We start from the raw sequence: 18910 nt of genomic DNA, 5'->3' as shown, positions 1-18910 counted from the left end.
TCGTGGTCCGTCGCAGAACCGGTGCGCACCGCCCGCGCGGCCGGATTACCCTGGCGCGCATGGCAACGGTGCGACAGGTCCAGGTGACGTTCGACTGCGCCGAGCCGGAGCGGGTCGCCCGGTTCTGGTGCGAGGTCCTCGGCTACGAGGTCCCTGCTCCCCCGCCCGGGTTCGACGACTGGCAGGCGTTCAACGCCTCGCTCCCGCCCGAGCACCAGGACTCCGCCTTCGCGTGCGTCGACCCGACCGGCGTCGGCCCGCGCTTGTTCTTCCAACGGGTACCCGAGGGCAAGACGGTGAAGAACCGCGTGCACCTGGACGTCCGGGTCGGCACCGGTCTGGTCGGCGACGAGCGTCTCGCAGCGCTCGACGCGGAGAGCGCTCGCCTCGTCGCGCTCGGCGCGACGCAGTTCCGCCGCATGCTCGCGGATCAGGTCAACGAGTCCTGCATCGTGATGCAGGACGTCGAGGGCAACGAGTTCTGCCTCGACTGACCCGCGAGCGCGCGCGGGCTCAGGCCACCGGCCCGTAGAGCGGCGTCTCCGCCTGGTCGAGCTCGAGCTCGGCCGTCTGCTGGATGAGCGCCAGCAGGTCGGCGTCGAGCCCGGGGGCGAACTCCTCGAGTCGCTCCGGCGCGATGAACGACGGCACGCCGGCCGGGGCCTGCTCGGTCGCGGTCAGGTCCGTGCCGTCCTTCGACGGTGACGCCCCGCGGAAGATCTTGCCCGCCTCCGAGGCCCCGTCGAGGTCGAAGCTGTACTGCTTGCTCTGCAGCCCGAGGTCGAGGAGCTCCTTGACCTCCGGGAACCGCTCGGCGTTCGTCTTCGGGATCGGCAGCAGGGTCTTCCAGTCGACGCCGAGGGTCTCGAGCGCCTTCGCGTAGGCGTTCTCGTGCGCCTGGTCGCGGACGATCAAGTACGCGACGGTGCTGCGCGCGGTGGGGTTGTCCGTCATCTCGTAGATCCGGCACTTCTGCAGCCGACCGGTGGACTCGAGCATCAGGTTGTAGAGCAGGTCGAGCGGCAGGTTGCCGGAGTTGTAGACGTAGCTGCCGCTCCACGGGTTGCCGGCCGCGTCGACCGGCAGGGCGCCCTGAGCGCCGACGAGGTAGTGGTGGATGTTGCTCGTGTCGAGCGCGATGTTGAGCGGCGTCGCACCCTTCGCACCCGGCTTGTCGAGCGGATCGGTGAGCTTGCCGGTGTACTCGGGCGAGCCGTCGAGCAGGCGGGCGATCGTGGTGCCGATGAGCTCGACGTGGCTGATCTCCTCGGTGCCGACACCCTGGATGAGGTCGCGGTACGGCTTCGCCGCCGGGCCGCGGAAGTTCATCGCCTGGAACAGGTACTGCATCATCGTGCGCATCTCGCCGAACTGCCCGCCGAGCCCTTCCTGCAGGGCGTTGGCGGCTGCCGGGTCGGGCTCGCCGTCGGCGATCTCGTTGATCCAGGTCTGTGCGTGGAAGTACATGGGGCCTCCTTGCCGTCCGCGACGGATCCGCCGCGTGCCTCACCGTCGTCCGGCCTCCCTGGCAGGCGACACGGGTCGTCCGCTCAGCGCGGTATCGTCGTCGGCGCCGCACCGCAGCGCCCGGAAGGACCCCCGAACCGATGACCGTCAGTCACGCCGTCGACACCGCCGACCTCGACGACCTGCTCGCGCCGGACCAGGTCCTCCGCGACCCGGCGTCGCTCGAGCGGTACCGCCACGACGACGCCGAGTGGGCCGACTCCACGGCACCGCTCGCCGTCGTCCTCGCACGCAGCACCGACGACGTCGTCGCCACCGTCCGGTGGGCGGCAGCCGCCGGCGTGCGGGTCGTGCCGCGCGGCGCCGGGACCGGGCTGTCCGGCGGGGCGAACGCGATGGCCGGATCGGTCGTCCTGTCCCTCGAGCTGATGGACGCCGTGCTCGAGGTGAACACCGACGAGCGCTACGCCGTCGCCCAGCCCGGTGTGATCAACGACGCACTGCGGGCTGCCGTCGCGGAACACGGACTCTGGTACCCGCCGGACCCGGCGAGCTCGGCCATCTCGACGATCGGCGGCAACGTCGCGACGAACGCCGGCGGGATCTGCTGCGTGAAGTACGGCGTCACCCGCGACTACGTGCTCGGGATGACCGTCGTGCTGGCCGACGGTTCCGTGGTGGAGCTCGGACGCCGCACGGCGAAGGGCGTCGCTGGGTACGACCTGGCCGGCCTGATGGTGGGCTCGGAGGGCACGCTCGGCATCGTCGTGTCGGTCACCGTCAAGCTGCTCCCCCTGGCCGGACGCGACGAACGCGCCGTGATCGGCTACTTCCCCTCGCTCAGCGCCGCCGGGGACGCCGTCGCCGCGATCTCGCGTGCCGGGATCATCCCCGCCGCACTCGAGATCGTGGACCGGACCTGTCTGCGGGCCGTCGACGACTGGATGCACCTCGGGCTGCCGTCCGACGTCGACACCCTGCTGCTGGCCCGGGTCGACGAGCGCGGTGCCGCGGGGGACGAGCTCGCCGACCAGGTCGCGGCCGTCTTCGCGCAGGCCGGCGGCACCGACGTCGAGCGCGCCACGGACCCCGACGACATCGACCGGCTGTTTCAGGCACGGCGACTGGCGTACCCGGCACTCGAGCGGCTCGGCCCGGTGCTCACCGAGGACATCTGCGTGCCCCGCAGCGCGGTGCCCGAGATGCTCCGACGGATCCAGTCGACCGCGGCCGCGCACGACGTCACCATCGCGAACATCGCGCACGCCGGCGACGGCAACCTGCACCCGCTGATCATCGCTCCCGAGGGCGACGACGCCGCGAAGGCCCGCGCGAAGCAGGCGTTCGACCAGATCGTCGCGGACTGCCTGGCACTCGGCGGCACCGTCACGGGAGAGCACGGCGTCGGCCTGCTCAAGCTGCCCGGCCTGCGGCAGGAGCTGGGCGAGCGGGTCCTCGCGATGCACCGTGCCGTCAAGGACGCCCTGGACCCGGCGGGGACCCTGAATCCCGGCAAGGCGTTCTGAACGCACGTCGACGACGGACGGGAGGCCCGGTGCCAGCTGGCACCGGGCCTCCCGTCCGTCCGCTGGTCGCGTCCAGGGCACGAAGGTCACAGACCGGTAACGAGGACAGATCGGTCCAAACCTTTTGCCGGAGGCCCCCGAATCACCTGCACAGACCGGGAACCACCCGGAGCGCTCACCAGCCGCACATTGCTGGTTCTCCACCCTGCACCAGGGTGTGTTCGGCGCGCACACAGCAGCCGCGCCGAGCGCGACACCTCAGCAAAGGAATGTTCACCATGCGCAAGAGCCTGAAGACCTCCATCACCCTCGCCACGACCGGCGCCCTCGTGCTCGGCGGTGCCGCGTTCGGCATCTCCTCCGCACAGGCCTCGACCCCCGCGATCCACACGGTCTCGTCGTCGTCGTCGAAGATCCCCGCACCCGTCGCCTCGGTCCCCGAGGTCCTCGGTGGTTCCACCGCCGTGAAGCTCGACTCCGGCTTCACCGACGCCCTCACCGCCCTCAAGCTCACCCCCGGCGTCTCCGGGGACGCAACCCTGGCCGACGGGTCGGTGTCGTTCCCGATCACCGCCGGGTCGGTCACGTACTGGTCGCCGGACGGCAACTACAAGCCCTACGTGCAGGGCCTGCTCAACCACGACGACTCCGGCCTGACCCTGAAGGCCGGCGACACCACCGTCACGCTCGAGAACTTCGTCGTGAACCCGGGCTCCTCCAAGCTCTACGGTGACGTCCTGGTCAACGGCAAGGTCGCCGCGTCCAACGCGTACCTGTTCGAGCTCTGGGGCGGTTCCCTCAAGCCCCTCCAGCTCGAGGGCGACAACGCCATCCTGACCGGCACCACCGTCCACGTCTCCGAGGACGCCGCCGGCCTGCTGAACAAGACCTTCGGCACCGACGCCGTCAAGCGCGGCCTCCTCGTCGGCACCGCCACCATCACCGCACAGATCAAGTAACACCCCGCACCACACGCACCACCGCACCACACGTGAAGGGCCGCCCCGGGCAACCGGGACGGCCCTTCACCACGTTCAGCAGCACCCGCCTACCATCGAGCAGATGCCCGCTCCCCGCTCGACCGTGACCGACGACCAACCGGGGCCCGACGACTTCATCCGCGTCCGCGGCGCCCGTGAGCACAACCTGCAGGACGTCGACGTGGACATCCCGCGCAACCGCATCGTCGCCTTCACCGGCGTCTCCGGCTCCGGCAAGTCCTCGCTCGCGTTCGGCACGGTGTTCGCCGAGGCACAGCGCCGCTTCCTCGAGTCCGTCGCTCCCTACGCCCGACGGCTCATCGCGCAGGGCTCGACGCCGCACGTCGACTCGATCACCGGGTTGCCGCCTGCCGTGGCCCTGCAGCAGCGCCGCGGTGCTCGAGCAGCCGTTCGACCGTCGGCACGTTGACGACCCTGTCGAACTCGATGCGCATGCTGTTCTCCCGCGCCGGCACCTACCCGTCCGGGGCCGACCGGCTCGAATCCGACTCGTTCTCGCCGAACACCGTGGCCGGGGCCTGCCCGCGGTGCCACGGACTCGGCATCGCCCACGAGGTCACCGAGGCCTCGGCCGTGCACGACCCGTCGTTGAGCATCCGCGACGGCGCGATCACGGCGTGGCCCGGGGCGTGGCAGGGCAAGAACCTGCGCGACGTCACGGCGGTGCTCGGCTACGACATCGACGTGCCGTGGCGTGAGCTCTCCCGACAGGACCGCGACTGGTTGCTGTTCACCGAGGAGCAGCCGGTGGTCCAGGTCCACCCGAAGCGCGACCGCGTGGCGAAGCCGTACAAGGGGCGGTTCTGGAGCGCACGCCAGTTCGTGATGCACACCCTCGCCGACTCGCAGAGCGAGACCCAGCGGACCAAGGTGCTGCAGTTCGTCGAGTCGGGTCCGTGCGGCCTCTGCGGCGGCACCGGCCTGACCCGGGCCGCGCTCGCGGTGACGGTCGGCGGCCACTCGATCGCCGACCTGAACGGCCTGCCGCTCACGGCGCTGGCCGACGTCCTGCGCCCGATCGCCACCATCACGGACGCCGGCGCTGCCACCGCACGCGCCTCCTCCGGCGAGCACACCGAGGTCGCGGTCGCGATCTCACACGACCTGCTCACCCGGGTCGAGGTGCTCGTCGGCCTGGGCCTCGGGTACCTCGCGCTCGACCGGGCCACCCCGACGCTCTCCCCCGGCGAGACGCAGCGCCTGCGCATCGCGACACAACTGCGCTCCGGCCTGTTCGGTGTCGTCTACGTGCTCGACGAACCGAGCGCCGGCCTGCACCCGGCCGACGCCGAGTCCCTGGTCGAGGTCCTCGACGACCTGCGCGCCGGCGGCAACAGCGTCTTCGTCGTCGAGCACGACATGAGCATCGTGCGGCGGGCCGACTGGATCGTCGACGTCGGCCCGGGTGCCGGGTCCGGCGGGGGCACCGTCCTGTACAGCGGCCCCGTCGACGGCCTCGCCGACGTCGAGGCATCGGTCACCCGACGGTTCCTGCACCCGCGCGACCGTGCCGACGGCGAGCGCACCGTCCGGACCCCCGTCGGGACCCTCGAACTGCGCGACCTCACCCTGCACAACCTGCAGGACCTGGACGTCGACCTGCCGCTCGGGGTGCTCACCGCGGTCACGGGCGTCAGCGGCTCCGGCAAGTCGTCGCTCGTCGGCGGGGTCCTGCCCGGCGTCGCGACGTCGCACCCGCTCGTCGACCGCGTCGTGCAGGTCGACCAGAAGCCGATCGGCCGGACCCCGCGTTCGAACCTCGCCACCTACACCGGGCTCTTCGACGCCGTGCGTGCCGCGTTCGCCGCGACCGACGACGCGAAGGCCCGCGGCTGGACCGCCAGCCGCTTCTCGTTCAACGTGGCCGGCGGCCGGTGCGAGGTGTGCCAGGGCGAGGGCTCGGTGTCCGTCGAGCTCCTGTTCCTGCCGGGCAGCTGGGCGCCCTGCCCGGAGTGCCACGGTGCGCGCTACAACGACGAGACGCTCGAGGTGCAGTGGGACGGGGCGTCGATCGCCGACGTCCTGGGCATGACCGTCGACCAGGCCGCGCCCTTCCTGGCGTCGCTGCCGGCCGCCGCCCGAGGGCTCGAGGCCCTGCGCCAGGTGGGCCTCGGCTACCTGCGACTCGGACAGCCCGCACCGGAGCTGTCCGGCGGCGAGGCCCAGCGCATCAAGCTCGCGACCGAACTGCAACGCGCGCGCACCGGGCACACGCTCTACCTGCTCGACGAACCGACGACGGGCCTGCACCCCGCCGACGTCGAGCTGCTGACCGCACAGCTCGCGCGCCTCACCGACGCCGGCAACACCGTCGTCGTGGTCGAGCACGCCATGGACGTCGTCGCGAGTGCGGACCACGTCATCGACATGGGGCCCTCCGGCGGCGAGGACGGCGGCCGCGTCGTCGCCACCGGCACCCCCGCCGAGGTCGCGGCGTCCGCCGAGAGCCGGACCGCGCCGTACCTGCGGGAGCAGCTCGGGCACTGATCGCGCCCACTTGCGGACGGGAGGCCCGTGACGGGCTGGCACCGCGCCTCCCGTCCGCACCGTGCGTGCGCATGTTCCGACGTTCCACGCGTCGATCAACCGGTGCCGTGTCGCATGATGCGCACGCATGCACCGCGCTCGCACGCACGCACGCAGCAGCGCCCGCCGGGACGGATACCGACGGGCGCTGCTGGTGGTGCGGACTAGGCCCGACGGAATCGGCGGGCGATGGTGAGCCCGACGCCCGCGAGCATCAGCAGGATCGCGAAGGCGATCACCGGGGCCGGGTCGCTGCCGGTGTAGGCGAGCGTCCCGTTCGGGCCGGTCCCACCGGCGCCGGCGGTTGCCAGGCGGACGGTGAACGTCACCGGGTCGGACGCCGCCGAGGTGCCGTCTGCGCCGGTCTGGGTGGCGGTGATGGTCACCGTTCCCGGGCCGAAGCCGACGATCGGGGTGCACTTCCAGGTACCGTCTGCCGCGACGACCGCGGTGCAGACGATGACCGTGCCGTCGGTGACCGTGACGGTCGCGCCGGGCTGACCGGTACCGGTGATCGGCGGGTTGGGCGTCGTGACGGTGCCGCCGTCCGTCGGCGAGGTGATCACCGGCGGCGGGGTCGTCGTGGTCGACGCGGGGTTGTAGGTGTAGACCAGCGGGTCGGACGTGCCACCCGGGGTCGTCACCGTGACCTCGACGTCACCGGCAGCGTGCGCCGGGGTCGTGAAGGTGAGCGTCGTGCCGTCCGCCGACACGCTGTCCGGAGTGATCGGGTCGGAGCCGTCCACCGAGACCGTGGAGTCGTCGGTGAAGCCGGTGCCCGTGACGGTCACGACCGTGCCGCCCGCAGCCGGACCGTTGTCGGGGTCCAGCGCGGAGATCGTCGGGACCGCGGCCGGAGCCGGGTTGTACGTGTACAGCAGCGGCGCCGAGGTGCCGGAGCCGTTGGTGACGGTCACGGGGACCGCACCGGCGGTGTGCGACGGCGTCGTGAACGTCAGCTCGGTGCCGTCGTCAGACACACTGTCCGGCGTGATCGGGTCGGAACCGTCCACCGAGACCGTCGAGTCGTCGGTGAAGCCCGTGCCGGAGACCGTGATGACCGTGCCACCGGTGACCGGACCGTTGTCGGGGTCCAGCGCCGTCAGCGTCGGGGCCCCGGCGGGTGCCGGGTTGTAGGTGTACGTCAGCGGGTCCGAGGTCCCGGCGTCGGTCGTGACCGTCACGTCGACGGGACCGGCGACGTGCGCCGGCGTGGTGAAGGTCAGCTCGGTGCCGTCGTCGGAGACCGACTCCGGGTCGATCGGGTCGGACCCGTCGACCGAGACGGTCGCGTCGTCGGTGAACCCGGTGCCCGTGACGGTGACGAGCGTGCCGCCGCCGACCGGCCCGTTGTCGGGGTCGAGCGTCGTGAGCGTGGGCACCGCTGCGGGTGCCGGGTTGTACGTGTAGTCGAGCGGGTCCGAGGTGCCGGCAGGCGTGGTGACCGTGACGTCGACCGTCCCGGCGTCGTGCGCCGGCGTGGTGAAGGTCAGCTCGGTGCCGTCGTCGGAGACGGAGTCCGCCGCGATCGGGTCGGAACCGTCGACCGACACCGTGGCGTCGTCCGTGAAGCCCGTCCCCGTGACGGTGACGACCGTGCCACCGGCGACCGGCCCGTTGTCCGGGTCGAGCGTCGTGATCGTCGGAACCACGGCCGCGTCGTCGGTGTAGGTGAAGTCGAGCGGGTCGGATTCACCGGCGGGCGTCGTGACGGTGACGTCGACCGTGCCGACGACGTGCGCCGGCGTCGTGAACGTCAGCTCGGTGCCGTCGTCGGAGACGGAGTCCGCCGCGATCGGGTCGGAACCGTCGACCGACACCGTGGCGTCGTCCGTGAAGCCCGTGCCCGTGACGGTGACGACCGTGCCACCGGCGACCGGACCGTTGTCCGGGTCGAGCGACGTGATCGTCGGGACCGCGAGCGGACCGGCGTTCGGGCCGACCGCAGCCGAGGCGAGGTTGACGACGGCGGTGCCGGCGGCCGGCACCAGTGCGACGCGCAGGGCACGCTGGGTGAAGACGCCGTCGGCGCTGGTCTCCTGCACGTTTGCCTGCAACGACACGACCGTCGTCAGGGCGTTGGCGAGGGGCGTGATGACCGTCTCACCGAGGCCGGCGACGACCTGGTTGATCGGGGCGACGACCTGCGCGATGACGGGGTTCACGACGTCGAGGAGCTGACCGATCGGCAGCGGGAGCCCGGCCACCGTGACGGTGAGCCCGCGTAGCGACTGCGTGAGCTGGGTCACGACGCCCTGCAGCGCGGTGGTGACCGCCGGCAGGAGCTGGGTCGTGAGTGCCTCCGTGATGTACGGCAGCAGCTCGGTGTTCGCCGGCAGGTTGTTGATGTCCAGGCCGGCGTTCGTCAGCACTGCGGCGACGTCGACCGTGATCGCACCGGTCTGCAGGTTCGCCGTGATCGAGCCGTCGGCGCTGGTGACGTCGCCGGTGGCCGAGTCGAGCACCGTGACGAGGTCGGGCAGGCCCTGGACCTGGACGAGCGGGCCGAGCGCGTTCAGGGTGTCCTCGACGCCGTCGACCGTCGGCTGGAGCGTGCCGAGGGTGGTGCGGAGACCGGAGACGGTGGTGCCGAGCACGGGGCTCGTCAGCGACAGGTCGAGTCCGGCGATGCCGTAGTCGCCCGTCTGCGCACCGTCCGGGCCGGCTGCCTGCGCAGCGGTGGCCGAGACGGCGCCGACCTGGAGCTGGGCGTTCGCGAGTGCGCCCGCCAGGTCGGCCCCGATGAGACCCGACAGGTCGAGCGTGGCGTTGGACTGCGGGACGCCGTCCTGGCCGCCGACGCCGATCCCGCCGGTGTTCGTCACCGCGCCGGACGCGGCGACGGAGCTGCCGTCGGCGTTGGCGGCGGCGTACTGGTTGACGGCACCGAGGGTGAGGATGCCGTTGTTCCCGAGCAGGTTGAGGCCCCCGCCCAGGTTGACGTTGACCGCGTTGAGCGCGGTGACGTCGAGCGGGTGGACGTCGGTGTCCGTGGCCCCACCGGTGTTGACCGCGTCCGCCGGGGTCACGGTGAGGATGTCGTCGAGGTTCAACCCGAGCGCGGAGCCGCTGAGGAAGCGCCCCTGCCCGGTCGACGCGACGGGCGCTGCCGTCGCGGGGGCGGCGGCGAGGATGCTGCCGCCGGCGCCGAGGAGGGCTGCGGTGACGATCGCGACGCCCTTGCTCCGGCCTGACCATCGGGTGGAAGTGGACGCCCCTGGGTCTTTCTGGGCGCGCTCGAGTACTCCAAGCCTCATGTGGCTTCGCTCCTGATCCTGGTGCTGGTCCGGCAGTTGGTGATGCTGCCTGCAGCTGTGGTGTGGTTCCGATGAGCGTAACCCTGAACGGGCGCACAAGACCATCACCCCCGAACGGGGGCCTGCGCTCTGCGGATGCGGATGCCGATGCAGAACGCCGGTGCACGACGCGGTCAGATCTCGACGTCGCTGCCCATCGTCACGGTGCGCTGCGCGGGGAGACCGAAGCGTGCTGCGGGGTCGGCGGCGTTGTGGGCGAGTCCGACGAAGAGCTTCTTGCGCCAGGCCACCATCCCCCGGTTGCCGGGCATCGGACGGAGGGCTCCGCGGGAGATGAAGTAGGACGCCCGGAGCACTTCCTCCGGGTCGATGTCCAGGACCTCGGCCAGGCAGGCGGCGTGCAGGGCCTTCGGCAGGTCTTGGTCGTCCGAGAACCCGAACTTCACCGTGATGTGGTCGATGCCGTCGTCGTCGTAGCCGAGGTCGTCGCGGAAGAACGCCTTCGCGTGCGGGACGTGCGGCACGTTGGCGGTGAGCACCGAGACGATCAGGACGGTCCGGTGCACCACGTGGTTGTGCTCGACGTTGGCCCGGAGCGCCAGCGGCGTGGTCTCCTTGTTCGGGTGCGGGAAGACCGCCACGCCGGGAACCCGCGGGATGTGCTCGTGGTTGATGCGGTCGATGAACTCGGCGAGCGACCCTTCGCGCTCCTTGCGTTCCTCCTGGACGAGCGCCCGACCACGGCGCCACGTCGTCATCACCGTGATCACCGCCAGCGCGATGAGGAGCGGCACCCAACCACCGTGGATGATCTTCGACAGGTTGCCGGCGAGGAAGGTCAGCTCGAGCCCGCCGAACGCCACCGCCGCGACCACGAGCTTCCAGGTGGCCCACTTCCACAGCGGGCGGACGACGAGCAGGAGCAGGAGCGTGTCGACGACCAGGGCTCCGGTGACGGACACCCCGTACGCGGTGGCCAGGTTCGCTGACGACCGGAACGCGAGCATGATCGCGAGGACGCCGATGAACAGCAGCAGGTTGACCGCGGGCAGGTAGATCTGCCCGCTCTCCCGCCGCGAGGTCTGCCGGATCGTGAGCGGCGGCAGCAGCCCGAGCTGGACGGCCTGACGGGTGAGCGAGAACGCCCCGGAGATGACGGCCTGGCTCGCGATCACCGTCGCGAGCGTCGCCAGCACCACCACCGGCAACCGCAGCGCGTCCGGGAACAGCAGGAAGAACGGGTCCTTCGCGGCCGACGGGTCGCGCAGCACCAGCGACGCCTGCCCGAGGTAGTTGAGGACGAGCGCCGGGAACACCACGAAGAACCAGGCCTTCAGGATCGGCGACCGTCCGAAGTGCCCCATGTCGGCGTAGAGCGCCTCCGCACCGGTGATCACGAGCACCACTGCACCCATCGCCACGAACGTGATGTACGGGTGCGCGAAGGTGAACGAGATCGCCCACGTCGGCGACAGCCCCTGCAGGACGCCGGGGTGCTCGAGGATGTGCGGGACGCCGGCGGCGGCGATCACGACGAACCAGAGCAGCATCACCGGTCCGAACAGGTTGCCGACCTTGCCGGTGCCGAAGCGCTGCACCGCGAACAGCACGACCAGGATGACCGCGGCGATCGGCACGATCAGGTGCTCGACGGACGGCGCCGCGGTACCGAGCCCCTCGACCGCGGACAGCACCGACACGGCCGGGGTGATCACGGAGTCGCCGTAGAAGAGCGAGACGCCGACGATGCCGATCACCAGGAAGATCACCGCACCACCGCGACGCTTCGCGTAGAGCCTGCGGGCCAGGGCGGCGAGCGCCATCACCCCGCCCTCGCCGTCGTTGTCGGCGCGCATCAGGATCAGCACGTACTTGATCGAGACGATGATCGTGATGCTCCAGAACATCATCGAGATGACGCCGTAGACGTCTTCCTGGTTGGCCTTCACCAGGCCGTCGTCGATCGTGAACACCGTGCGCAGGGCGTAGAGCGGACTCGTCCCGATGTCGCCGAACACGACACCGAGTGCGGCGAGCGCCAGGACGGCGACGCCCTTGCGCGGGCCGTGGCCACCGTCGTCGGTGGCCTCGGTCGTGGGGGTGGTCTGGTCCGTCGGCTTCGACGGTTCCGTCGGGGTCTCGGAGCGGGTCTCGGTCACGCTCGGCACTTCCGTCTCCGGCCGTCCGGGCGACGGCCGCCGCTCATCATCGCACCGTGCGCGGGATGCGCTCGCAGGTGGCGCACATGCGTGCGCACCGCGGCTCTCGACGTGCGCCGGGGGCGGACGGGAGGCCCGTGGCGGGCCCGCACCGCGCCTCCCGTCCGACGGTGGGCCCGGCCCACATCCGCGAAAGCGACAGCGTGCCGCGAACAGTTCTCGGAGATCTGTCGCGATGCCGGACCGGACGGTGCCCCGTGCCGCAGGTTTGTCGCTTTCGCGGGCAGCACCGCGGCTCTCGACGTGCGCCGGGGCCGGGTCTCAGGGACGCAGGCCGCGCACCAGGTCGTGGACCACGCGGGCGGCGCGCGCCGCGGCGCCGTCCAGGTGCTCGCGGAACTCGGCACCGTCGGGAGCGCAGAGGTCGCTGATGCAGCGGACCGACACGAACGGCATGTCGTGCACGTGGGCGAACTGGGCGATGGCGGCCGACTCCATGTCGACGGCGGCCACGTCGGGGAAGGCACCGCGGAGCGTCCGGGCGCGCCCCTCGGTGACGAAGACCTCGCTCGAGCCGATCGTCGCCGAGCGCAGCGGCCAGGCGATGTCGGCGGCCATCGCCAGCTCGACCAGTCGGGCGTCCGGGGCGTACCCGGTCGGCATGCCGGGCACCTGGCCGAGGGCGTAGCCGAACGCGGTGGCGTCCGCGTTGAGGTTGACGTACCGATCGCCGACGACGACGTCACCGATCGCGATGCCGTGCATGAGGCCACCGGCGGTCCCGACGCTGATCACGGGGATGCCGGGTCCGAAGTCGTGGAAGCCGTGTGCCACGGCGGCCGTCGCGTTCGTGAAGCCGATGCCGCTGCGGCGGACGGCCACGGTGGCGCCGCCGATGTCGAGCAGCTGGTGCGGGTCGTGGCCTCCGACGGGGCCGTCGAGGATCGGGACCCCGCCGAACAGGTCGGCGAAGGCGGAGACCTCTTCGCTCATGGCCGCGATGATGATCGCGACGGGCGTCTGTTCCTGCACTGATCGATCCTCGCACGGCGAGGACGCGACGGCTGCCAGCGACGGCTGCCAGCGACCGCCGCCGCCTGCGGCTGCCGGTTACCGCTGCCGGTTACCGCTGCCGGGCGAGCTCCTCGGCGACGAACGAGGCCATCGCGTCGGCGCCGAAGTGGTCGTCGGCGGTGATCGTGACGACGGTGTCGCCGTCGGGGTGGTCGTCGAACAGCAGCATCTGCCCGTACGCGCCGTGCAGCCGCCACAGTCTCCCCGGACCGCCCCAGCCGGCCATCGCGTAGCGGTGGTACCCGGGTCCGGTCCCCTCACGCTCGACCCAGTCGGAGTGCATCGCGTCGCACCAGCGGGCGCTGACGATGCGTTCCCCGTCGACCACGCCGCCGTCGCGGATGAGTCGACCGAGGCGCGCGAGTTCCGCGGTCCGGAGCGCCAGTCCTTCACCGGCGGCGACGTACCTGTTCGCGCAGCGTGACCACTCCACGTCCTCGATGCCGAGCGGATCGAACAACCGTCGGGACACGAACGACCCGACGTCGCCGACGCGGGTCTCGAGCACGCGCATGGCGGTGTAGGTGCTGACGTTGGCGTACTGGAACACGCGACCCCGCGAGGGCCGCCGCAGGAACTCGGCCGCCAGGTCCGGCCAGTCGGTCAGCTCCGTCGCCGACCAGGGCATGTCGATCCCGCTCGTCATCGTGAGCAGGTGCCGGAGGGTGACCTGGTCGACGCCGTCGCCGAACTCGAACCCGGGCAGCGAAGCGGCGATCGGTTCGTCGACGTCCACCAGGCCCTCGTCGGCGGCGATCCCGGTGGCGAGGACGCAGACGCCCTTCGCCGCGGAGTGGATCTCCTCGCGCACGTCGGGCGTCCAGCGGTGCTCGGCGACGTCGTCCGCGGCGCCGTCGCCACCGGTGCGGACGTGCAGCCCGTGGGCGCCGAAGCCGGTCGCGTCCACGTGGCGGACGATCGCGTCGAGGATGCTGGTCGCGGTGGTCACACCCCATCTTCTCGTGCGCCACAGCCCTCGTGCCCGACGGTTCTCTAGGGTCGAGGGATGACCTCCGCCACACCAGCCGTCATCGCGCTGCTCGTCGGGTCCGCGATCGCCATCGCCGGACTGGTGCCGTGGGCAGCGCTGCAGTACCGACGCCGGGGCACCCTCGGCGTCGGCAACGCGGTGCTGGCGTTCGCCACGGTCGTCTACGGGCTCGCCCTCGTCACGTACACGCTCCTGCCCCTGCCCGACACCAGCGAGGTCGCGGCGATCTGTCGCGCCGCCTCCGGACCGCAGCTGACGCCGTTCGCGTTCGTCGGGGACATCGCGAAGGAGGGCGGGCTCTCCGGCCCCCGGTCGCTGCTCGCGAACCCGGCCGCGGCGCAGGTGGTCTTCAACGTCATCCTGTTCGTCCCCCTCGGCATGCTCGTGCGGCACGTGTTCCTGCACGGACGGTTCCTGGCCGGTGTGATCGTCGGGACCGTCGCCGGGTTCCTGGTGTCGCTGCTCATCGAGTGCACGCAGCTGACGGGCGACTGGTTCCTGTACCCGTGCTCGTACCGGCTGTTCGACGTCGACGACCTGCTCGCGAACACCACCGGGGCGCTCGTCGGGACCCTGGTCTCCCCCGTGCTCTGGGTGCTCGTCCGGCACCGGGGCGAGCCGTCGTCGGACCTGCCCCGCCGGGTGACGATCTGGCGCCGCGGGTTCGGGATGTTCTGCGACCTGCTCGCCATGGTGCTGACCACCGGCGCGCTGGTGTCGATCACGAGCTTGTCGTTCGCCCTCGCCGGGCAGGACCTGAACTCCACGCTCGCGCGGGTCCTGCTCGCCACGCTGCCCTTCGTCGCACCGGCGGTCCAGCTGGTGGTGGTGCTCGCGTCCGGGCGCACGCTCGGCGAGGCGGTCGTCCGGCTCCGACCGGAGCCGCGGCCGACGGCCTGGCAGCGCCTGGTGCGGTGGGCCGCGGGCTCCGGCGGGTGGGCGACGGCCACCGCCGCCGCGGTGCCCTTCACCGGCCTGCTGGCGTTCGCTCTCGCCGTCGCAGCCGTCATCGGGCTGTTCGCCACCCGAGGGCGGCGCGGGTTCGCGAACGTGCTGGCGCGGGTGGACGTGGTGGACGAGCGCATCGAGCCGACAAGAGCAAGTGAGGAGCGGTAGAAGGTCCGTGGCCTTGGTTCTGTTTCGGTCGTAACTGTTACCAACGAGAGCAGGGATGAACGCATGCGCCCCTTCTGGTGGCCCCGAGGGCCATTGACGGCGGCCACGATCCGTCGACCAGAGCGGACGGGAGGCACATGGCGGGCCCGCCACGTGCCTCCCGTCCGATGACCCGGCGCTACTGCGATCGCAGTACGTGCGTCGGTCGCCGTCTTGGTCAGATGGTTCCGTCCCGAGCCGCCCGTGCTCGTGCCGTGAGGAGCACCATGCGCACCGTCGTCGTCACCGGCCCCGGATCCGTCGAGATCCGCGACGAGCCCGTCCCCGAGGTCGGCCCCGCCGACGTCCTGATCGCCGTCAAGGCGTGCGGGGTCTGCGGCTCCGACGCCTTCTACGCCGCGCGCGGCGGCATCCCGCCGCGCGAAGGGCACACGCCACTCGGACACGAGGTCGCCGGAGAGGTGGCCGTCGTCGGCGACGCGGTCGAGGGCATCGCCGTCGGCGACCACGTGGTGGTGAACCCGATGGGCGACCCACGCGGGATCATCGGCAACGGCGGCCCCACGGGCGGGCTCTCCGAGTTCCTGCTCGTCGAGCAGGCCGTGCTCGGCACCAGCGTCGCCTTGGTCCCGAAGGACCTGCCCTGGCAGGTGGCCGCGCTCAACGAGCCGATGGCGGTCGCCCTGCACGCCGTGAACCGGACCGCGCCGCAACCGGGCGACACGGTCGTCGTGTTCGGTGCCGGCCCGATCGGGCTGGGCGCCGTGATCAGCTACAAGGCGCTCGGCGTCGGGCACGTGGTCGTCGTCGACGTGATCGCCTCGCGGCTCGAGAAGGCCCTGCTCGTCGGGGCCGATGCGGTCGTGAACTCGGCGGAGGAACCGCTCGACGAGCGCCTGATCGCCCTGCACGGCGAAGCACGAGACGGCGTCGGGCACGGTGGCAAGGCCGGCACCGACGTCTGGCTCGACGCCGCCGGGGTCCCCGCCACCGTGCAGACGGCGTTGCGACTGGCGAAGCACCGCGCGACGATCGGCGTCGTGGCCGTGCACAAGCGGCCCGTGGAGGTCGACTTCGGTGACCTGCTGGCCGTCGAGCCGACGATCGTGACCGCGATGGGGTACCCGACCGAGATCTTCGACGTCACCGAGCACATCATCGCGAACCCCGAGGCGTACGCGCAGATCGTCAGCGACGTCTTCCCGGCGAGCGACGTGCTCGAGGCCCTCCGGGTGGCGGCGACCCCGGGCGCGGCCGACAAGGTCGTCGTCACGTTCGACTGATGCCCCTGACGAGGAAGGTCGCCGTGCAGTACGCCGTCACGGTGTGGCGGGACCGGCCGCGGCGCGGGCTCGTGCTCGCCGTGCTGTCGGTGCCGAGCAGCCTCGTGATGGCGGGGTGGAAGGTCGTCCTGTTCTGGGCGGCTCCCTCGTTGTTCCTCGCCGCGACCGTGGTCTTCACGCTCGGGGTCGCGGCCGCGAAGGTCTGGGCCGTCCGTCGGCACCGACTGTCGTTCGCGTTCGACGCGGCGAACGGCGACCGGATGCGGTTCCGGCAGGCCGGACACCGGTGGATCGGGGGTGCGGTGACCGCGATGTCGATCGTGTTCGTCGGGTGCAGCGTGCCGATGCTCGTCGGGCGGGCGCACCCCGTGCACTACGACAAGTGGGTGGCGATCGTCATCGCGGCGGCGACGTTCGCGGAGCTGGGGATCGGGGTCTGGGGTGCGGTGACCGCACGCAAGGACGGGGAACCACTCGTCGAGGCGACGAAGCTCGTGAACGTCGCCGCCGCGGTGATCCTGCTCGTGCTGACCCAGTCGGCCCTGCTCTCGTTCGCGGGCAGCGCTGAGGACGCTGCTGCGTCCACGGGTGCGAGCGGGGTGTTCCTCGGCGGTGTGGCTGCGGTGATCGGGCTCGCGATGGCGCTGCGACGGTTCCCGGAAGCGCCGGCGCCTGGGCCGGCGCCGACCTCAGTCGACCAGGCCGGCCTGGAACGCGAACGCCACGAGCTGGGCCCGGTCGCGGGCGTCGACCTTCGCCATGGCCCGGTTCACGTGGGTCTTGACCGTGAGTGGTGAGAGGAAGAGCTCGGCGCTGATGGCGTCGATGCCCCGACCTCGGCTGACCATCACCACGACGTCGCGCTCGCGAGCGGTGAGGGCCTCGAAGCGCCGGGTCATCTCCGGGTCGACGGAGGACGCGGGGGTGCGGGCGACCTGTCCGATGAGCGCCGCTGCGGCCGCCGCGGACAGCGCCCCTCTGCCCGCTGCCACCTCCTCGATCGCGGCGACGAGTTCTGCGGGTCCCGCGGCCTTGCTGAGGAACCCGTTCGCCCCGGCACGCAGCGCCGCGAAGACGAGTTCGTCCTGGTCGAAGGTCGTCAGCATGACGATGCGCACCTGCTCGGCGGTGCGTTCCGCGCGGATCCGTCGGGTCGCCTCGACCCCGTCGATGCCCGGCATCCGGATGTCCATCATGACGACGTCCGCCGGGACCGACAGCGCCGTCTGCACCGCGGCGAGCCCGTCTGCGGCCTCGCCGACGACCTCGATGCCGTCCTGCCGGTCGAGGATCGCACGGAGCCCCAGTCGGATCATGTCCTGGTCGTCGACCAGGATCACTCGTGTGGTCATCGTGCTCCGTTCGCGGTGGGCAGGTGGACGCGGACGACGAACAGCACGCCGTCCGCCGCGGCCTGGACGGACCCCTCCACGGCGGCGACGCGTTCGCGCATGCCGACCAGGCCGAGCCCGCCGGTCCGGCCTGCGACGAGGTCGCTCGCCGGGGTCCGCCGGCGGGGTTGCGGACCTCGAGGACCAGGTCGTCACCGGCACGGGCGAGGGTGACGGTCGTCCGGCCCTCGCCGTGCCGGTGGGCGTTGGTGAGCGACTCCTGCAACACCCGGTAGACCGTCACACCGATCGGCGCGGAGACCGGGCCGATGTCGTCCAGTCGGGCATCGACGTCGAGGCCGATCCGTTCGTACGACGCGATGAGTCCGGGGAGCTGCTCGATGCCGGGGGCTGGTGCCGTCGGGTCGTCGAGGTCGGCATCGCTGCCCGACGCCGAACGGAGCACCGTCAGGACGTGCTGCGTCTCCGTGAGGACGTTCCGCACGCCATCGCGGGCGGCGTCCAGCGCGCGCCGGGCCTCGTCGGCCCCGGCGGGCAGGGTGACCTCGGCGACCCCGAGCTGCATGCTGACCACCGCGATCTCGTGCCCGATGACGTCGTGCAGGTCCCGCGCGATCCGGACGCGTTCCTCGGCCACGCGGCGTTCGGCCTCGAGTTCCCGCGTGGCGACGGCATCGGCGGCGCGCTGTTCCAACGACGCCCGGTACTGGTGCTGCACCCGCAGCCCCGAGCCGATGGCCGCCGCGGCGACGACGGAGATGAGGGCGCCGAGGGCGGTCGGCGCCGCACCGCCCTCTCCCGGCGCGAGGAGCGTGCCGATGACCACACCGGGAGCGACGATCGCCGCGGCGCGGACCGGGTGCCCTTCCCGCGAGGACACCGCGAACAGCAGCAGCACGGCGCAGCTCCAGGTCACGATCGGCGACCAACCAGACAGTCCTCCGAGCACCGGCGCGATCGTGGCGAGGCAGAGCGCCGCCCACGGTGTCCACGGCGCCATGACGACGGCGAGCACGGTCGCAGCGACCGCGATGCCGGGCCCCGGTCCGGCGTCGGCCGCGATCACCCGACCAGACTCGATCGCGCACGCGAGCAGGACGACGGCGGCCGTGCCGCGGAACACCCAGCGGTCGTCCGGACGCCACGAACCCCAGATCG

At 71.7% G+C, this 18910-nt stretch carries 12 protein-coding genes and 2 pseudogenes; 7 read left to right on the top strand and 7 right to left on the bottom strand.

Annotated features, from left to right (window positions below; translation table 11 throughout):
• The first annotated feature begins 59 nt into the window (after positions 1-59).
• The gene (locus ACZZ0J_RS16455; RefSeq protein ID WP_194648792.1) at positions 60-494 is read left to right on the top strand and encodes a VOC family protein; all 435 of its coding nucleotides are present in this window, start codon (positions 60-62) and stop codon (positions 492-494) included.
• 19 nt (positions 495-513) lie between these two features.
• Here ACZZ0J_RS16455 and ACZZ0J_RS16450 read toward each other — a convergent pair whose 3' ends face one another.
• Positions 514-1467 carry a manganese catalase family protein gene (locus ACZZ0J_RS16450; RefSeq protein ID WP_463437722.1) on the bottom strand — a complete coding sequence of 318 codons (954 nt, stop codon included), beginning with the start codon at positions 1465-1467 and terminating at the stop codon, positions 514-516.
• Positions 1468-1607: 140 nt separating this feature from the next.
• Here ACZZ0J_RS16450 and ACZZ0J_RS16445 point away from each other — a divergent pair, with 140 nt between their 5' ends.
• From ACZZ0J_RS16445 to ACZZ0J_RS16435, 3 genes and pseudogenes are all read left to right on the top strand, one after another.
• On the top strand, positions 1608-2993 hold the full coding sequence (locus ACZZ0J_RS16445) for an FAD-binding oxidoreductase (protein ID WP_463437721.1): 1386 nt from the start codon (positions 1608-1610) through the stop codon (positions 2991-2993).
• A 278-nt stretch (positions 2994-3271) separates the two neighbouring features.
• A complete protein-coding gene (locus ACZZ0J_RS16440; RefSeq protein ID WP_123353869.1) occupies positions 3272-3952 on the top strand; it encodes a hypothetical protein in 681 nt (226 codons plus the stop codon).
• Between the two features lie 103 nt (positions 3953-4055).
• Positions 4056-6481: pseudogene (locus tag ACZZ0J_RS16435) on the top strand (excinuclease ABC subunit UvrA).
• Positions 6482-6684: 203 nt separating this feature from the next.
• Here ACZZ0J_RS16435 and ACZZ0J_RS16430 read toward each other — a convergent pair.
• From ACZZ0J_RS16430 to ACZZ0J_RS16415, 4 genes are all read right to left on the bottom strand, one after another.
• A complete protein-coding gene (locus tag ACZZ0J_RS16430; protein WP_463437720.1) occupies positions 6685-9777 on the bottom strand; it encodes a choice-of-anchor G family protein in 3093 nt (1030 codons plus the stop codon).
• 173 nt (positions 9778-9950) lie between these two features.
• Positions 9951-11936 carry a potassium transporter Kup gene (locus ACZZ0J_RS16425; RefSeq protein WP_463437719.1) on the bottom strand — a complete coding sequence of 662 codons (1986 nt, stop codon included), beginning with the start codon at positions 11934-11936 and terminating at the stop codon, positions 9951-9953.
• Between the two features lie 321 nt (positions 11937-12257).
• Positions 12258-12968, bottom strand: a complete 711-nt coding sequence (gene mtnN, locus ACZZ0J_RS16420; protein WP_123340234.1) for a 5'-methylthioadenosine/S-adenosylhomocysteine nucleosidase — start codon at positions 12966-12968, stop codon at positions 12258-12260.
• Positions 12969-13059: 91 nt separating this feature from the next.
• The gene (locus ACZZ0J_RS16415) at positions 13060-13959 is read right to left on the bottom strand and encodes a serine hydrolase domain-containing protein (RefSeq protein WP_463437718.1); all 900 of its coding nucleotides are present in this window, start codon (positions 13957-13959) and stop codon (positions 13060-13062) included.
• 57 nt (positions 13960-14016) lie between these two features.
• On the opposite strand from ACZZ0J_RS16415, the gene ACZZ0J_RS16410 reads away from it, so the two are divergent.
• From ACZZ0J_RS16410 to ACZZ0J_RS16400, 3 genes are all read left to right on the top strand, one after another.
• Complete coding sequence (locus tag ACZZ0J_RS16410) at positions 14017-15117, top strand: VanZ family protein (protein WP_463437717.1); 1101 nt, start codon at positions 14017-14019, stop codon at positions 15115-15117.
• Positions 15118-15383: 266 nt separating this feature from the next.
• Positions 15384-16400: a zinc-dependent alcohol dehydrogenase gene (locus ACZZ0J_RS16405; protein ID WP_214547434.1), complete on the top strand. Its 1017-nt coding sequence runs from the start codon at positions 15384-15386 to the stop codon at positions 16398-16400.
• On the top strand, positions 16400-17197 hold the full coding sequence (locus tag ACZZ0J_RS16400; RefSeq protein ID WP_123671893.1) for a hypothetical protein: 798 nt from the start codon (positions 16400-16402) through the stop codon (positions 17195-17197). Before ACZZ0J_RS16405 ends, ACZZ0J_RS16400 begins: the two co-directional genes overlap by 1 nt.
• On the opposite strand, the gene ACZZ0J_RS16395 is transcribed toward ACZZ0J_RS16400, so the two are convergent.
• Both ACZZ0J_RS16395 and ACZZ0J_RS16390 read right to left on the bottom strand, forming a co-directional pair.
• Positions 17090-17752: a response regulator transcription factor gene (locus tag ACZZ0J_RS16395; RefSeq protein WP_123340229.1), complete on the bottom strand. Its 663-nt coding sequence runs from the start codon at positions 17750-17752 to the stop codon at positions 17090-17092. The two genes, ACZZ0J_RS16400 and ACZZ0J_RS16395, sit on opposite strands and share 108 nt — an antisense overlap.
• 442 nt (positions 17753-18194) lie before the next feature.
• Positions 18195-18752: pseudogene (locus ACZZ0J_RS16390) on the bottom strand (sensor histidine kinase); the annotation flags it as partial.
• Positions 18753-18910: the final 158 nt, after the last annotated feature.

The sequence above is a fragment of the Curtobacterium sp. AC272 genome (assembly GCF_979258155.1).
The sequence above is the reverse complement of the archived record's forward strand: the minus strand, read 5'-3'. Positions and strand labels throughout refer to the sequence as shown.

What these genes read in the sequence shown, in the direction of transcription:
- ACZZ0J_RS16450 (WP_463437722.1), bottom strand. Translation starts at nt 1,467, where the DNA reads ATGTACTTCCACGCACAGACCTGGATCAACGAGATCGCCGACGGCGAG.
- ACZZ0J_RS16445 (WP_463437721.1), top strand. Translation starts at nt 1,608, where the DNA reads ATGACCGTCAGTCACGCCGTCGACACCGCCGACCTCGACGACCTGCTC.
- ACZZ0J_RS16455 (WP_194648792.1), top strand. Translation starts at nt 60, where the DNA reads ATGGCAACGGTGCGACAGGTCCAGGTGACGTTCGACTGCGCCGAGCCG.
- ACZZ0J_RS16395 (WP_123340229.1), bottom strand. Translation starts at nt 17,752, where the DNA reads ATGACCACACGAGTGATCCTGGTCGACGACCAGGACATGATCCGACTG.
- ACZZ0J_RS16430 (WP_463437720.1), bottom strand. Translation starts at nt 9,777, where the DNA reads ATGAGGCTTGGAGTACTCGAGCGCGCCCAGAAAGACCCAGGGGCGTCC.
- ACZZ0J_RS16405 (WP_214547434.1), top strand. Translation starts at nt 15,384, where the DNA reads ATGCGCACCGTCGTCGTCACCGGCCCCGGATCCGTCGAGATCCGCGAC.
- ACZZ0J_RS16400 (WP_123671893.1), top strand. Translation starts at nt 16,400, where the DNA reads ATGCCCCTGACGAGGAAGGTCGCCGTGCAGTACGCCGTCACGGTGTGG.
- ACZZ0J_RS16440 (WP_123353869.1), top strand. Translation starts at nt 3,272, where the DNA reads ATGCGCAAGAGCCTGAAGACCTCCATCACCCTCGCCACGACCGGCGCC.
- ACZZ0J_RS16410 (WP_463437717.1), top strand. Translation starts at nt 14,017, where the DNA reads ATGACCTCCGCCACACCAGCCGTCATCGCGCTGCTCGTCGGGTCCGCG.